The 14551-nt window shown below is 54.7% G+C and carries 12 protein-coding genes; 7 read left to right on the top strand and 5 right to left on the bottom strand.

All coding sequences use genetic code 11. The features are described 5' to 3' along the window. Positions 1-38 precede the first annotated feature (38 nt). From ABEA58_RS02360 to mutT, 4 genes are all read left to right on the top strand, one after another. Complete coding sequence (locus ABEA58_RS02360) at positions 39-977, top strand: M23 family metallopeptidase (protein WP_345548504.1); 939 nt, start codon at positions 39-41, stop codon at positions 975-977. 161 nt (positions 978-1138) lie between these two features. Continuing rightward, positions 1139-3886, top strand: a complete 2748-nt coding sequence (gene secA / locus ABEA58_RS02355; protein WP_345548502.1) for a preprotein translocase subunit SecA — start codon at positions 1139-1141, stop codon at positions 3884-3886. Positions 3887-4216: 330 nt separating this feature from the next. Next, positions 4217-5419 carry a bifunctional glutamate N-acetyltransferase/amino-acid acetyltransferase ArgJ gene (gene argJ, locus ABEA58_RS02350; RefSeq protein WP_345548500.1) on the top strand — a complete coding sequence of 401 codons (1203 nt, stop codon included), beginning with the start codon at positions 4217-4219 and terminating at the stop codon, positions 5417-5419. Positions 5420-5800: 381 nt separating this feature from the next. Further along, positions 5801-6208 carry an 8-oxo-dGTP diphosphatase MutT gene (mutT, locus tag ABEA58_RS02345; RefSeq protein ID WP_345548499.1) on the top strand — a complete coding sequence of 136 codons (408 nt, stop codon included), beginning with the start codon at positions 5801-5803 and terminating at the stop codon, positions 6206-6208. Positions 6209-6369: 161 nt separating this feature from the next. Here mutT and yacG read toward each other — a convergent pair whose 3' ends face one another. From yacG to pilB, 5 genes are all read right to left on the bottom strand, one after another. Continuing rightward, positions 6370-6594 carry a DNA gyrase inhibitor YacG gene (gene yacG, locus ABEA58_RS02340; RefSeq protein ID WP_345548497.1) on the bottom strand — a complete coding sequence of 75 codons (225 nt, stop codon included), beginning with the start codon at positions 6592-6594 and terminating at the stop codon, positions 6370-6372. Positions 6595-6696: 102 nt separating this feature from the next. Then, positions 6697-7314 carry a dephospho-CoA kinase gene (gene coaE, locus ABEA58_RS02335; RefSeq protein ID WP_345548495.1) on the bottom strand — a complete coding sequence of 206 codons (618 nt, stop codon included), beginning with the start codon at positions 7312-7314 and terminating at the stop codon, positions 6697-6699. A 301-nt stretch (positions 7315-7615) separates the two neighbouring features. After that, complete coding sequence (locus tag ABEA58_RS02330) at positions 7616-8500, bottom strand: prepilin peptidase (RefSeq protein ID WP_345548493.1); 885 nt, start codon at positions 8498-8500, stop codon at positions 7616-7618. Positions 8501-8502: 2 nt separating this feature from the next. After that, positions 8503-9714 (bottom strand): type II secretion system F family protein, encoded by a 1212-nt coding sequence (locus tag ABEA58_RS02325; RefSeq protein WP_345548491.1) that lies wholly within the window; start codon positions 9712-9714, stop codon positions 8503-8505. A gap of 127 nt (positions 9715-9841) precedes the next feature. Then, entirely contained in the window at positions 9842-11554 is a 1713-nt protein-coding gene (gene pilB, locus ABEA58_RS02320; RefSeq protein WP_345548490.1) for a type IV-A pilus assembly ATPase PilB, read from the bottom strand. Between the two features lie 578 nt (positions 11555-12132). On the opposite strand from pilB, the gene ABEA58_RS02315 reads away from it, so the two are divergent. From ABEA58_RS02315 to ABEA58_RS02305, 3 genes are all read left to right on the top strand, one after another. Beyond that, positions 12133-12597, top strand: a complete 465-nt coding sequence (locus ABEA58_RS02315) for a pilin (RefSeq protein WP_345548488.1) — start codon at positions 12133-12135, stop codon at positions 12595-12597. A gap of 63 nt (positions 12598-12660) precedes the next feature. Next, a complete protein-coding gene (locus tag ABEA58_RS02310) occupies positions 12661-14061 on the top strand; it encodes an O-antigen ligase family protein (RefSeq protein ID WP_345548486.1) in 1401 nt (466 codons plus the stop codon). A gap of 392 nt (positions 14062-14453) precedes the next feature. Then, on the top strand, positions 14454-14551 hold a 98-nt coding region (locus ABEA58_RS02305; protein WP_345548059.1), incomplete at its 3' end, for a transposase.

The following is a 14551-nucleotide window of genomic DNA, read 5'->3' as shown; positions in this document are numbered from 1 at the left end:
AAGACAACAATAAACTGCCAGATCCAAACACGCCTTATATGAAAGTAATCCTTGTCAATGAACGCGGTGGCATGTCGCGTACCTTTAGCTTCGGCGGCCTCAGCAAGGCCTTGCTGGGCTTGTGCCTGCTCGGGTTACCTGTGGGAGCCTTCCTGATTGGTGCCAGCCTGCCGGTTTCCGACAGCGATGTATTTGATTCCCGCACCGCCAAGGCCTGGAACAAGGCTCTGCGCAAGCAGCAGGAGCAAATCGAAGCGGCCGACCGCCACGCACGGGAGCAGCTCACCGCCCTTACCGTTAAAATGGCGGAAATGCAGGCGCGACTGACTCGTATCGACGCCCTCGGCGAACGACTGACCACTGTCGCCAAGCTGGATGAAGGCGAGTTCCAGTTCGGCGCCGCACCGGCTTTGGGCGGTCCCGAGGATCCGGGTATCGCCGGCGCTGCGGAGCTGCCTTATCAGCCGCCCGGGTTTGTGGATGCTCTGAGCGAGCTGTCAGATCAGATCGAAGACCGGCAGATGCAGATGAGCACGCTGGAATCCCTTATGGCGCGCCGCCAGCTGCAGGAGGAGCAGTTCCTCGCCGGGCGGCCCATCTCCCGCGGTTGGATGTCCTCCCGTTACGGTTACCGCACCGATCCTTTCAGCGGCCGCCGTTCCTGGCACAAGGGAGTGGATTTCGCCGGCAAGAACGGCTCCGATGTGGTGGCTGTGGCCTCCGGCGTTGTGACCTGGGCTGAGGACCGCTACGGCTATGGCCAGCTGGTAGAAATCAATCATGGCAATGGCTACAAGACCCGCTACGGTCACAACAGTGAAATCAAGGTCAAGTTGGGTGACGTGGTCAAGAAAGGCCAGGTGATTGCCCTGATGGGTTCCAGTGGTCGCTCCACTGGCCCGCATGTGCACTTTGAAGTGTACAAGAACAACCGCCCCGTAGACCCGGCCAGCTATATCCGCCGCACCGGCCGCTAACAACTATCCTTCCCTATGCGCCAGACCGGCTCCCGACGGGAGTTGCGAGTCTTGGCGCCTTCCTGTTTACTTGCACCCCTTGTTGTTCTCCGGCACCCGCGCCGTGAGACGCCGGCCCCGAGAGGGTCGGATCGGAACTTTGATTGAGTGGTTTCTAGATAATGATTGGCACACTGATAAAAACGGTCTTCGGTTCAAAAAACGACCGCGAGATCAAGCGCATGCGCAAGGCTGTGGCGAAGATCAACGCCTTCGAGGACGAGTACAAGCAGCTGGATGATGCGGCGCTGAAAGCCAAAACTGATGAGTTCAAACAGCGCCTGGCTGATGGGGAATCCGTTGACCAGTTGCTTCCAGAAGCCTTTGCCGCCGTGCGCGAGGCCGGCAGCCGCACTCTCGGCATGCGCCACTTTGATGTTCAGATGATTGGTGGCATGACCCTGCACGAGGGGCGTATCGCCGAGATGCGCACCGGTGAAGGTAAAACACTGGTAGCCACACTGCCCGCCTACCTGAATGCACTGACGGGCAAAGGCGTGCATATTGTCACCGTAAATGACTATCTGGCCCGTCGCGATGCCAACTGGATGCGCCCTGTCTACGAGTTTCTGGGCATGCAGGTGGGTGTGGTTATCTCCGGTCAGGCCCCGGAAGAAAAGAAAGCCGCTTATCAGGCGGATATTACCTACGGCACTAATAACGAATTCGGTTTTGACTACCTGCGCGACAATATGGTGCTGCGTAAGGATGACCGGGTACAGCGTCCCCAGCACTTCGCCATCGTGGATGAGGTTGACTCGATCCTGATCGATGAGGCGCGCACGCCACTGATTATTTCCGGCGCCGCCGAGGACTCCTCTCAGCTCTACATCGCTATGAATAAGCTGGTGCCCCAGTTGGAGCGGGCCGAGGAAGGTGGTGAGGGGCACTACTCTGTAGACGAGAAGACCCGCCAGGTTGAACTGACCGAAGAGGGTCATCAGCTGGTGGAGGATCTGCTGGCCAGGGGTGGTTTCATCAAGCCGGATGAGTCCCTGTACGCCCCCGGTAACCTGGGCCTGCTGCACCATGTGCACGCCGCCCTGCGAGCCCACGTGCTGTTCAACCGCGATGTGGATTATATCGTGCAGAACGGCCAGGTGGTTCTGATCGACGAGCACACCGGGCGCACCATGCCGGGGCGCCGTCTGTCTGAGGGGCTGCATCAGGCGCTGGAAGCCAAGGAGGGGGTGCAGATCCAAAGCGAGAGCCAGACACTGGCATCTACCACCTTCCAGAACCTGTTCCGTTTCTACCCCAAACTGGCGGGTATGACTGGTACCGCCGATACCGAAGCGTTCGAGTTCCGCCAGATTTACGGCCTGGATGTGGTGGTGATCCCCACCAACAAGCCCAAGCAGCGGGAAGACCTCAACGATCTGGTCTACCTGACCAAAGAGGAGAAGATGGACGCCATCGTCGAGGACATCAAGTTCTGCCGTGACAAGCAGGCTCCCATCCTCGTCGGTACCGCCTCCATTGAAACCTCCGAGGAAATGTCCCGCCGGCTGACGCGGGCCGGCATCAAGCATCAGGTGCTGAACGCCAAATACCATGAGAAAGAGGCGCAGATCATCGCCCAGGCAGGTCAGCCGGGCACGGTCACCATTGCCACCAATATGGCTGGCCGCGGCACCGACATCGTGCTGGGCGGTAATTGGGAAGCTGAAGTCGAAGAGCTGCGCGAGAAGAAGGGAGTCGAGCCCACTGAAGCCGAGATAGAGCAGATCAAGTCGGAGTGGAAGAAACGCCACGACACCGTGATTGAGGCCGGGGGCCTGCATATTATCGGTACCGAGCGCCATGAATCCCGTCGCATCGACAATCAGCTGCGCGGTCGTGCCGGCCGCCAGGGCGACCCGGGCATGACCCGTTTCTACCTGTCTTTGGAAGACAGTCTGATGCGCATCTTTGCCTCCGACCGGGTGAAGAACTTCATGCAGATGCTGGGTATGGAAAAGGGCGAGGCCATCGAGCATCGGATGGTTTCCAACGCTATCGAAAAGGCCCAGCGCCGGGTGGAAGGCCGCAACTTCGATATCCGCAAGCAGCTGTTGGAATACGACGATGTCGCCAATGACCAGCGTCAGGTGATTTATGGCCAGCGCAACGAGCTGCTTGAGGCGGAAAGTATCAGCGACACCATTACCGCGATTCGCGCGGATGTGGTGGAAGAGCTGATCTCCGCTTTTGTGCCGCCGCAGAGTGTGGAAGAGCAGTGGGATATCCCCGGGCTGCAGAAGCAGCTGGCCGCAGAGCTGGGCTTACAGTTGCCAATACAGCAGTGGCTTGACGAAGACAGCACTCTGCACGAAGAGAGTCTGCGCCAGAAGATTGTCACTGCCGCGCAGGAAGCCTACGACGCCAAGGTCACCCGTGTTGGCGAGTCCACTGGCGATACCAACCTGATGGGCACCATCGAGCGGCAGATCATGCTGCAGGTGCTGGATCAGCTGTGGAAAGAACACCTTTCGAGCATGGACCATCTGCGTGCGGGTATCGGTCTGCGGGCTTACGCCAACAAGAACCCCAAGCAGGAGTTCAAACGCGAGTCTTTCCACCTGTTCCAGAGCCTGCTGGACAACCTCAAACACGAGGTTATCCGGGTGCTGGCTCATGTGGAGCCGATGACCCGCGAACAGATGGAAGAGATGGAAACGCGCCGTATCGAGGCCCAGCGCAGGCAGCAGCTTGAATTGCAGCACGCCCAGGCTTCCGCCATGGCGGAGGCCGGCCCGGCGCAAGAGGCCATGCCGGAACCGGCCCGCCGTGGCCCCAAGGTGGGCCGCAACGATCCATGCCCCTGCGGGTCGGGCAAGAAGTACAAACAGTGTCACGGTAAGCTGGCTTCGTCGGCCCAGCAGAGCTGACGCGCCGCTATGGCGTAATGCGCTGGTTGCTTGCATGTCTGGCGCCAGGGCTAGCCCGGCACTTGGGGCGCAGGACGTCAAGCAAGCCGCTTTTGTACAGCTGCATCATACTGCCGAGGCCAGTATGAAAGGCGCAAAAACAAATGCCCCGCTCAGTCGGGGCATTTTTCTAAGCCGCGATAAAATATAATGCTGTTTTCTTTACTTCATCCGCAGAAAATTCAGATTCAGCCTTGTTGGCTGCAGCATCCTCTTTGATAATGCCACTTTTGTCATTCTGCCATCTCTACGGGGTGGTCCTTTTGGGGGAGGCCTGTCGGCCGATAAGTTATGTCCGAACATCCATTACCGCAAATTCAGGGAATTCGTCTGGCCGCTGTGCCGGCACATATCAAGAACTGGTCGCGGGATGATCTGCTGCTGGTCGCCATCGACGAGGGGTCGAGTGTCTCTGCAACTTTTACTCAGAATACCTTCTGTGCGGCTCCGGTAACCGTCGCTAAAGAACATATCGCGAGCGGCTCAGTGCGCGCCTTGCTGGTCAATGCAGGTAACGCGAACGCCGCAACGGGAGAGCGGGGCATTGCCGACGCGCGTGCCTGTTGCAGGGCGGTTGCCGCCAGTCTCGGTATCGAATCCAGCGAGGTGCTGCCGTTTAGCACCGGCGTGATTGGAGAGCACTTGCCCCTGCAGCGTCTGCTCGACGCGATTCCACAGGCAGCCGATCGCCTCTGCAGTAATGGCTGGGGGCAGGCCGCCAAGGCGATTATGACAACAGACACCGCCCCCAAAACCGCGACTCGCGAGCTGGAAGTGGCCGGTGAGCGGGTCCGTATTGTCGGTATTGCCAAGGGCGCAGGAATGATCCAGCCCAACATGGCCACCATGCTTGCCTATGTCGCAACGGATGCGGCGATCGAACAATCCCTGTTGAATGACTGGGTGCAGGAGGCCGTTGCAGCCTCATTTAATCGCATCAGCGTGGATGGCGACACCTCCACCAACGATGCCTGTGTGCTGATTGCCACGGGGGCCAGTGCTCCGCCTAGCGCCAACCCGCAGGATGATGACTATGCGCGCCTCAAAGCAGCCATCATCGCCGTTCATATCGAACTCGCTCAGGCGATCGTCAGGGATGGCGAGGGCGCGACTAAGTTTGTCACTGTTCAGGTCACCGGTGCCGCCAGCAGTGAAGAGGCCTTAAAAGTGGCTTTCGAGGTGGGCGAGTCTCCACTGGTGAAAACCGCCCTTTACGCTTCTGACCCCAACTGGGGCAGGCTGGTGATGGCCGTTGGCAACGCGGGTATCGAGGGGCTGGATACCGGCGGGGTGAATATCTATCTGGACGACGTTCAGGTTGTGGAAGCCGGTGGACGTGCTGCGGGCTATCGCGAAGAGCTGGGGGAGGCCGTCTTTTCAAAGCCGGAGTTCACTATCACTGTGGATCTTGGGCGTGGCGACAGCCGCGAACATATCTGGACCTGCGACTTCTCCCACGACTATGTGACGATCAATGCGGAATACCGCACCTGAGTACCGATTTTGCACTTGTCCGCCGTCATCGGCAGTATCACGAGGGGTGGGTGCTGCAGGCTTTCAGGCGTTGATTGCGTGAAAGCCGCTAGAGAGTCAAACCAGCCGCTGCCGTTGGGGGGGCTCAGCCACTATGAAGAGGGCTACGGCATGAAGAGTACTGCGGTATGAAGATTAACGGCGAGGCGCGTTAAGGCAGTCTGCCACGGCTTGTGGGCAGCCTCTGGCAATCGTCAAAGCGAGAACGAAATGCTCAAACCAGGCCGACGGGCTGTTATTCCCGTTGAGAAAAGTCTGGTAGCCCCGCATAACGTCTCCCCTCCCCTATAAAGGCATAGAAGAATTCGTTGACGGTGAGTAATGAGTAATGAGTTATGAGTCATGAGTGAGGTCATCCACGTTGCTGTCGGTGTAATCCTGGGTGCAGATGGCCGAATTCTGATCGCCCGGCGCCCAGACCATCAGCATATGGGGGGGCGCTGGGAGTTTCCCGGTGGCAAGGTCGAAGCTGGAGAGACTGTGCAGGAAGCGTTGGTCCGCGAACTGCGCGAGGAGATTGCTATCGAGGCGGAAGCGCTCCACCCCCTGACTGAGATTTATCACGACTATGGGGAAAAATCCGTGCTGCTGGATACCTGGTGGGTGACTGCCTTCAGTGGCGAAGCCGCAGGGCGGGAAGGGCAGGAGATTCGCTGGGTTGGCCGGGCTGAGCTGGGTAGTTACCAGTTTCCGGATGCCAACCAAGCGATTATTGACAAGATCTTAGCCGGTGCAGAAGGTAACGGCTAGCCCGCATTGGCGGCTTGGTTTCGGGGGCTCGGTTTCTGCTGCCAGCTTTCTGGGGCTAGCTTTCTGGGGGCTTATGGGTTGCGCAGTGCAGAGCTACAAAAAAGGATAAGAGCAAACTGCCATAAGACTGCGGAACTTGTAACTTGCTCTTGCCAAGGGTGCTAATGGCGTGTCTTGGTCGGGTCCAGGTCGTCGCTCAACACATCATCGTACACTGGCTGCCCGGGGATCTTGTGTCCCTCTCTGGCCCATTCACCCAGGTCGATCAGTTTACAGCGCTCACTGCAGAAAGGACGGAAGGGAGAATCCCCGCTCCATTCAACGGGCTTTTTACAGGTAGGGCAGGGAACCGAGGGATGCTCGGATACTTTGTTCTTACTACTCATAACTCCGCTTATCATTCATGTGACGGTTTAAATTGCAGTTCCAATGCTAATGCCTGGCCCACAAGCAAAGCTCATAAGCAAAGCCCAAAAGCCTAGGCGAATTCACTGTTGCTGCCTTGTCAGTTGCGCCAGCTGAAGGTACTGCTCGTGCAGTGTCTGTACCTGGGATTCAAGGCTGGCCCTGTCTGCGGCATTGTCCAGCACATCGTCGGCCTGTTGCAGCCGCTCCTGGCGCGGCAATTGGGCGGCCATGATCCGGCGTATCTGCTCAGGTGCGTTGCTGTCACGGGCACAGGCTCGAGCGATCTGCAACTCCTCAGGTAAATCCACCACGCAGGTGCGCTGCACCAGTGTATCCTGTCCGGACTCGATTAGCAGCGGCGACTCCAGAATGGCATAGGGGCTGGTGGCGGATTCCAACGCAAGCTTAATCTCCTCGCGGATCAGAGGGTGCAGCAGCGCCTCCAGCCAGCGACGCTCGCTGTCCTGCTCGAATACCAGCTTGCGCAGTTTTGCCCGATCAAGTTCGCCACTTTCAAGCAGCACATCCGCACCGAAATGAGTGGCAATCTGCTCCAGTGCGGGCTGGCCCCGCTGCACAACCACCCGCGCAGCCCAGTCGGCATCGACCACCTTGATACCCAGTTGCCGGAAAGCGTCCGCAGCGGCAGATTTGCCGCTGCCGATTCCACCGGTTAGTCCCACAATGTACTGAGCCATAGGTTTACCTGTATATACCCAAGTCCTTCCATGTCAAATAAGTCTGAGTTGTATCTTTAATACCATGGCTGGCACAGGCGGCGCTCTTTGTGACGATAGTCGAGGTGTGAGTGCGGTTAAAGGCTGGTGGGGCGAGGGGTGTCGGCTCCTGAGCGCGAATATGCGAAAAGTACCTGCAACTCTGCGCATCTGCCGACACATTCTGCCGGCACACTCTCCCGACAGATCAGAGGTGACAGATAGAGCGGCGAAGAGTGACCGGAAGGCCACTCCGTGTGCGATCAATTTTTGGCTGTTCAGGCTAAGATGCGAGCCCCGAGTAAGACAGGTACCAGCCAACAATTTGCTCACCCCACAGCATGGCAATCCAGCCGGCACCCGCCAGGTACGGGCCGAAGGCAATGGGCAGGCTCTTATCCCTCCCGGCAATCGTGGCCCAGGTCAGCCCGGCAACCGCGCCTACGGCGGCAGACAGCAGGATGACCAGCGGTAGCATCTGCCAGCCAAACCAGGCACCGATGGCCGCGAGGATTTTAAAGTCCCCAGCGCCCATGCCCTCCTTGCCGGTCACCAGTTTAAAGATATGATAAACCGCCCAGAGAGACAGATAGCCAGCCATCGCGCCTATCACGGCATCCTGCAACGGCACGAATACCTCCCAGAGGTTAATGACCAGCCCGCCCCACAGTAAGGGCAGGGTGATCTGATCCGGCAGCAACTGCCGATCAAAGTCGATCCCGGTCAGTGCAACCAGTGCCCAGGTGAACACGCAGCCAGCCAGAGCCTGCCAGGTAAAGCCAAGCTGCCATACCACGATAGCGGTGAGAAGACCGGTAACCAGCTCCACCAGCGGATAGCGCATGGAGATTTTAGTGCCGCAGAAGCCACACTTGCGCCCGAGCAGCAGGTAGCTCACCACCGGAATATTGTGCCAGGCCTTGATCTCGGCATCACAGTTGGGGCAGTGGGAGTGAGGCAGGATCAGGTTGAAGGTTTCTTCGAGGACCTTCTTTTCCGCAGGCTCCGGTTCCTTAGCAAAGTAGCCATAAAAATCCTGTTTGTACTCCCGCTCCATCATGATCGGAAGACGGTAGATGACTACATTCAGGAAGCTGCCAACCAGCAGGCCTAAAATAAGAGCGCTGCCGAGCAGCAGCGCTTGCTGGGAAATTAGTGTCTCTAACATCTTTATACAACATTACCCAGCTGGAAGATCGGCAGGTACATGGCGACCATCAAACCGCCTACGAGTACACCTAATACAGCCATAATCATGGGTTCAAGCAACGCTGTAAGGTTGTCAACCATGTTGTCGACAGCCTCTTCGTAAAAGTCAGCGGATTTTGCCAGCATTTCATCGAGGGCGCCTGACTCTTCACCAATTGCCGCCATCTGTACCAGCATGGAAGGGTAAAGCCCGGAGCCCCGCAAGGCAGTATTCAGTGGAACGCCGGTGGCGACTAAATCCCGGATTTGGAGAGTTGCTTTCTCGTAAATACTGTTCCCGGTGGCACCAGCTACGGACTTCAACGCGTCAATTAATGGAACGCCGGCTGCGAATGTTGTTGAGAGCGTTCTGGCAAACCGAGCGGCAATAGAGTTGTAGGTGATCATGCCCAGAATAGGTAGCTTTAAGATAAGCCTGTCAAACAACTGGTCCACTTTCTTGTTGCGCTTCTTGGCTTCCATAGTGCCGCCAATGACAAATGCGACCGCGATAAGTGCAAACAGCCAGTTGGCCTGCATCCACTCGGACATGCCGACAACAAGCTTTGTAAAGGCTGGCAGATCTGCGCCGAAGCTGGAGAAAGTTTCGGCAAACTGCGGTACGACTTTAATCAAGAGGATAGATGTGACAATAATTGCGACTACAAGTACGGCAATCGGATAGGTCATGGCCTTCTTGATTTTGGCTTTTAGCTGCTCGGTCTTTTCCTTGTATGTGGCGATTCGATCAAGCATTGTTTCCAATGCGCCGGATTGTTCACCTGATGCGACCAAGTTGCAGAACAAGTCATCGAAGTAAAGGGGGTGTTTACGAAGCGAGTCTGCAAAGGAGGTACCAGAAGCGACATCATCTCGAATCTTGAACAGCAGCTCCTTTACTCCTTCGTTTTCTAGTCCATCTGCAACGATTTCGAAGCTCTGCACCAGCGGTACACCGGCTTTCATCATGGTGGCCATTTGACGGGTAAATAATGCGATATCCGCCGGCGTTACCTTTTTTTTAGTATTAAAAAGCGCTTTTGGCTTCTTTTGAACTTTGTTGGCAATAATACCTTTCTTGCGAAGTTGCGCTTTGATCAGGGCGGGGTTGGTGCCATTGATTTCACCCTCAACCTTATTGCCCTTGCTATCTACGCCCTTGTAGATATAGGCGACTGCGGTGGCGTTAGCCATGGTTTGGCTCCTGTTGTTATTCATCTGCGCCTCGTTAGCGCATGATAGACCGTTTGTTACTGACAAGGGGCTTGACCCGTAATGTTCAGCAGTCGACAAAAGTCACTGTTTTAGGGCCCGCTCATAACTAGTCTTGAGTCACTCGATTGGCCTCTTCGAGGCTTGTTACACCCATTACAACCTTGCGCAGGGCTGAAGTGCGCAGGTTATGAAAGCCTTCTTTTCTGGCCTGGTCAGCAATCTGGATAGAGTTGCCTCCTTCCATGATGATTCGCGAGATACCATCGGTGATGCGAACCACTTCATACACTCCCACACGCCCCTTGTAGCCCTTGGAGCAATGTTCACACCCAACTGGCTGGTATAGTTTCCACTCAGTTTTGGGAATACTGACAGCGTCAAAACCTTCGTCCTTTAATACCTCTTCAGGCAGGGTGACTGGTTTCTTGCACTCGCTGCAAAGCCGACGTGCAAGGCGCTGGGCGATAATTAGGCTAACCGAGGTGGCAATGTTGAAAGTGGGTACGCCCATATTCATCAGGCGGGTCAAGGTTTCCGGGGCGGAATTGGTGTGCAGTGTTGACAGTACAAGGTGGCCTGTTTGGGCAGCCTTGATGGCGATCTCTGCGGTTTCCAGATCACGAATCTCGCCGACCATGACAATGTCAGGGTCCTGTCGCAGGAAGGAGCGCAACGCATCGGCGAAGTTCAGCCCTACCTTGGCGTTCACATTGACCTGGTTGATGCCTTCCAGGTTAATTTCAACCGGGTCCTCTGCAGTAGAGATATTGCGCTCGGCGGTATTGAGGATGTTTAGGCCAGTATAGAGTGAAACCGTTTTACCCGAGCCGGTAGGGCCGGTAACCAGAATCATGCCCTGAGGCTGCGCCAGTGCATCCAGGTACATCTTTTTTTGTTCTTCCTCGTAGCCGAGGGCATCAATACCAAGTTTTGCCGAGGACGGGTCAAGAATCCGCAGAACGATCTTTTCCCCCCATAGGGTCGGCAGGCTGTTGACGCGAAAGTCGATGGCTTTGGTCTTGGACAGCTTCATCTTGATACGGCCGTCCTGAGGTACCCTGCGCTCGGAAATGTCCATCTTGGACATCACTTTCAGACGGGCCGAGATGCGGGCTTGCAGCTGGATTGGTGGCTTGGCGATCTCGTGTAGTACCCCATCGGTCCGAAAACGTACGCGGTAGGCCTTTTCGTAGGGCTCGAAATGAATGTCGGATGCTCCGGAGCGGATCGCATCGAGAAGTACTTTGTTTACAAAGCGTACAACCGGGGCCTCATCACCACCGGGATCATCATCCTGGTTCTGATCTGGCTGCCCCCCTTCTACATCAAGTGCATCGAGCTCCTCATCGTCCATGCCATCGAGGCCGCCATCCATATCGGAGCTATTGGAAATGTAGCTCTCGATGGCTTTGGCCAGTTTGTCAGCTTCCACCAAGACTGCATCGGTATTCAGGCCTGTATTGAAATTGATTTCGTCCAGTGCGGCCAGGTTGGTGGGGTCGGCGACGGCCACAAACAGGCGGTTACCGCGCTTGAAGAGAGGCAAGGCGAAGTGTTTGCTGATCAGGCGGTCATCCACCAGTCCCTGGGGTATCAACTCGAAGTTGTAGCCGCCGAGGTCAAAGAGCGGCGAGCCAAAGGCATTGGCAGCAATGGTGGCGAGCTCACGGCTTTTTATCAGCTTGGACTCCACCGCGTGCTGGGCAAATGTCTGGTTTTCACGTTTGGCGGCCTTCATGGCGGAAGCTGCCGTAGCTTCGTCCAGTTTCTTGTCGGCTACCAGACGCTTGGCCAAACCACTTAAGGGAATGCTGCTCATGACTTACCGTTTTGAGACTTGGTGAGGGCAATCCCATTGTGATTGCCGTTGGCTTATCTTTAGAAATACGCTCTCGGAACCATACATGACCTACGTATGAATCACCTCAATATAGCTAATTCGGTGCGTCAGGCCAATCGAAGAAATTATCAGCCGGTGGGTCGTTTGGGTTCGTAAGCGCTAGAGGCCAGGGTTTTTGCGAGCTTGCAGTGCTGAGAGTGAAGCCTGATTTGCCTAAGCGGCATAGCATTGCAAAGGGATGGCTTTGGGTGCAGGGCGGCTTTTCCGTAAAGAGAGTTCTGCACCTGTGTGCTCTTTGCCTGGTGAGTAGCTGAGCCCACCAGCCTAGAAAGGGCAATATGTGTCAGTCTCGAGTGACAATTGTTGTCACATTTAGTCGCAAATTGGCTCTGACGAAATTTCTTCCGCTAAAATGTGATGTAATATATTTTATTTTTGTGATGGGTGCCGCGCTTGTGCGTGTTGGCACAAAGCTTGTATTGTACTTGGGGACATCCTCATGGGTTTACTCTCACGGGATTCATTACAAAAACAAGTTTTGTACGGAGACGTTTACAATGAAAAAGCAACAGGGTTTTACACTGATTGAATTGATGATCGTGGTTGCGATCATCGGTATTCTTGCAGCCGTTGCGCTGCCGGCTTACCAGGACTACACCGTCCGCGCCAAGTTGGCCGAGCCGGTAAGCTTGATGGCTTCAGCCAAGATGGATATTTACGAGCGCATGGTTTCAGGTGGCGGCTGGCCCAATGATACTGACGGTGAGGCGATCGTTGATAAAATCGAGGCTAACTCTGATTTGGTAAATACGGCAGAATATGAGAAGGGTACCACAAGCGCGGATCCTACTAAAGTCACTCTTACATTAGAAAAAACAGGTGACGCTGCTGTCGATACTAAGGATTTGGTTTTCACCCTCACTGCAACTGAGAATGGTCTGAAGGTGGCCTGTACTACTAATGTGAAAGCCGAAGCTTACAACAAGCTTCCCTCTCAGTGTCGCAGTGCAGCTAGCACCTGATATATTTACGTTTTAGTACCCTCTAATAGGCCACAGACGTGGCCTATTTTTTTTGGTGATCACATGCGGGAATCTATAAAACTTGCTTGGTTCTTTGTTGTAGCCATAGCCGCATGGTTTTTTTTAAGTATTGACCCTCTTGATACGGCTCTACCCATTGGTTATTACAATAACAAGAGGATTGTTCAGGTCGCTCTGGTCTGTGTAATTGTTTCTTTTTTCTGTCTGAGAATATTCAGGTGTACCCTCTTTGCGCTTTCCCGGGAGCAAGGCCTTTCACGGCCATGGGGGGTATCACTTGTATTCATCCTTGCAAGCACCTTGCTTTCGGCTAACCCTGTACATTCTGGGTTGGAAACCTTGCACTGGGTTTTGCTGATCGGGCTCTTTACTGCCGGCGTGTTTGTTGCTCGTGCAGGCCTGAGTGAGACACTACTAGCTTTGTTGTTAGTAGCTCACGGCCTCTTGGTTTTCAAAGCCATGCTCAATTTGGCCTTTGAGCTTTGTGGTGGGGTGGGGTTGCGTCCCGAGCTGATACTGCCATCAGTTGATAACATCCGTTTTTTTAATCAGGTGCAGGCTTTTATTATCCCATTGCTTTTAGTTGCTTTGCGCTCACCAAAGTTTGGCAGGTTTGCGGCTCTTTTCCTGTTTTTGAATTTTCTGCTGATGCTGGTTTCTGGTGTTCGTGGTCTCCCGTTGTCATTGATGATTGTCGGGATTGCAGGCTGGATCTTATTGCCTAGATTGCGGTCTAATTTTCATTACACCTTACTGCTGTTTGTTTCTGCATTTGTCAGCTACCTGTTGATCAGGGTCTCTTACCCAGAATCACATTTACATAACGACATATTTAGAACGCATAGCTCAGGTAGAGTCATGATCTGGGGTGAGTTAATTGAATCCCTGAGCTGGTCACATCTTGTCTTGGGCTCTGGTTCTGGCTCCTATTCCTATTCTGATTTTGAGCGTATAGAGGGGCACCCACACAATAGTATTTTGCAGTTTGTATTCGAATGGGGCGGTATTGCTACGATTGCATTATGTGTCGCAGTGCTACGAGTCCTGTTTCAGGCCTGGAAAAGCATTCAGAATAATCTTCACGAGGTGCCAACTATTGCTCGTGAGGGTGTGTTAATTGCTGCGGCTGTCTCGGCTTTGTACTCTCTATTTAGTGGTTTGGTTGTAATGCCGGTGCCGCAGACTCTGATCTTTCTGTATATGGGGCTTCTTTGGGGGGGGCGAATTGATGCCTGGGAGGTTCATAACCGCCGAAGGTTATCGTATAGGTCCCTAGTTTCGTACCCATTAATATTTTTGACCCTATTGACCTACGTGACATTGTTTTCAGCTTATTTTGTTCAGCAAGGCAGTGATCCTGATGCCAAGCGTGGCCCCCGGCTGTGGGTGGAAGGTGAGCAGTTTCAGGAGTTTGACCAAATCAAGTTGTTGGCTCTGCCTTAATGAGGTTGCCCCGGGGTAGGTCTGTACTTCTATACTGACTGTTTTGTACGAAGGCCTGTAAAATAGGTTGTACTTTAGCCTGTGTAAAATTTTTTTGACCACACCGATGCCTCGGTTTTGTAGCCCGCCACCCCCTCCTCCGTTCCGGGATTCGATTAAGTCAGCGTTATGGAGAGCTCGACTTCGGGAATCAACAAAACACACCTCTTGCTAATACCGCAGCTCTCAGGAAAAACTACCCTAGAATGGCTGCACCCTAACGAATGATTGTCGGTTACTAAAGATGGAGCACAGGGATTACTTGCTGTTTTGAGGGCTGCCATATATTTTGGGTTCTACCCCGTTACTGCGGACACTTCTAAGAAGAGGCACACTATGCCAAAGGAGTGTTTATGAGTAAGCGTAGAAAGTACAGTCCCGAGTTCAAGCATGAGGCCGTGGAACAGACTCGCCACCCAGGCGTGAGCTGCCGGCAGGTGGCACTGGAACT

This window comes from Microbulbifer aestuariivivens, assembly GCF_039545115.1.
Taxonomy (GTDB): domain Bacteria; phylum Pseudomonadota; class Gammaproteobacteria; order Pseudomonadales; family Cellvibrionaceae; genus Microbulbifer; species Microbulbifer aestuariivivens.
This window is presented reverse-complemented; position numbering and strand designations above follow the sequence as displayed.

Excerpts from the sequence above, each read along its gene's own strand:
- coaE (WP_345548495.1), bottom strand. The coding sequence starts at position 7,314 with ATGGCTCAGTACATTGTGGGACTAACCGGTGGAATCGGCAGCGGCAAA.
- ABEA58_RS02310 (WP_345548486.1), top strand. The coding sequence starts at position 12,661 with ATGCGGGAATCTATAAAACTTGCTTGGTTCTTTGTTGTAGCCATAGCC.
- ABEA58_RS02325 (WP_345548491.1), bottom strand. The coding sequence starts at position 9,714 with ATGGCTAACGCCACCGCAGTCGCCTATATCTACAAGGGCGTAGATAGC.
- secA (WP_345548502.1), top strand. The coding sequence starts at position 1,139 with ATGATTGGCACACTGATAAAAACGGTCTTCGGTTCAAAAAACGACCGC.
- ABEA58_RS02330 (WP_345548493.1), bottom strand. The coding sequence starts at position 8,500 with ATGTTAGAGACACTAATTTCCCAGCAAGCGCTGCTGCTCGGCAGCGCT.
- ABEA58_RS02315 (WP_345548488.1), top strand. The coding sequence starts at position 12,133 with ATGAAAAAGCAACAGGGTTTTACACTGATTGAATTGATGATCGTGGTT.
- yacG (WP_345548497.1), bottom strand. The coding sequence starts at position 6,594 with ATGAGTAGTAAGAACAAAGTATCCGAGCATCCCTCGGTTCCCTGCCCT.
- argJ (WP_345548500.1), top strand. The coding sequence starts at position 4,217 with ATGTCCGAACATCCATTACCGCAAATTCAGGGAATTCGTCTGGCCGCT.
- pilB (WP_345548490.1), bottom strand. The coding sequence starts at position 11,554 with ATGAGCAGCATTCCCTTAAGTGGTTTGGCCAAGCGTCTGGTAGCCGAC.
- mutT (WP_345548499.1), top strand. The coding sequence starts at position 5,801 with ATGAGTGAGGTCATCCACGTTGCTGTCGGTGTAATCCTGGGTGCAGAT.
- ABEA58_RS02360 (WP_345548504.1), top strand. The coding sequence starts at position 39 with ATGAAAGTAATCCTTGTCAATGAACGCGGTGGCATGTCGCGTACCTTT.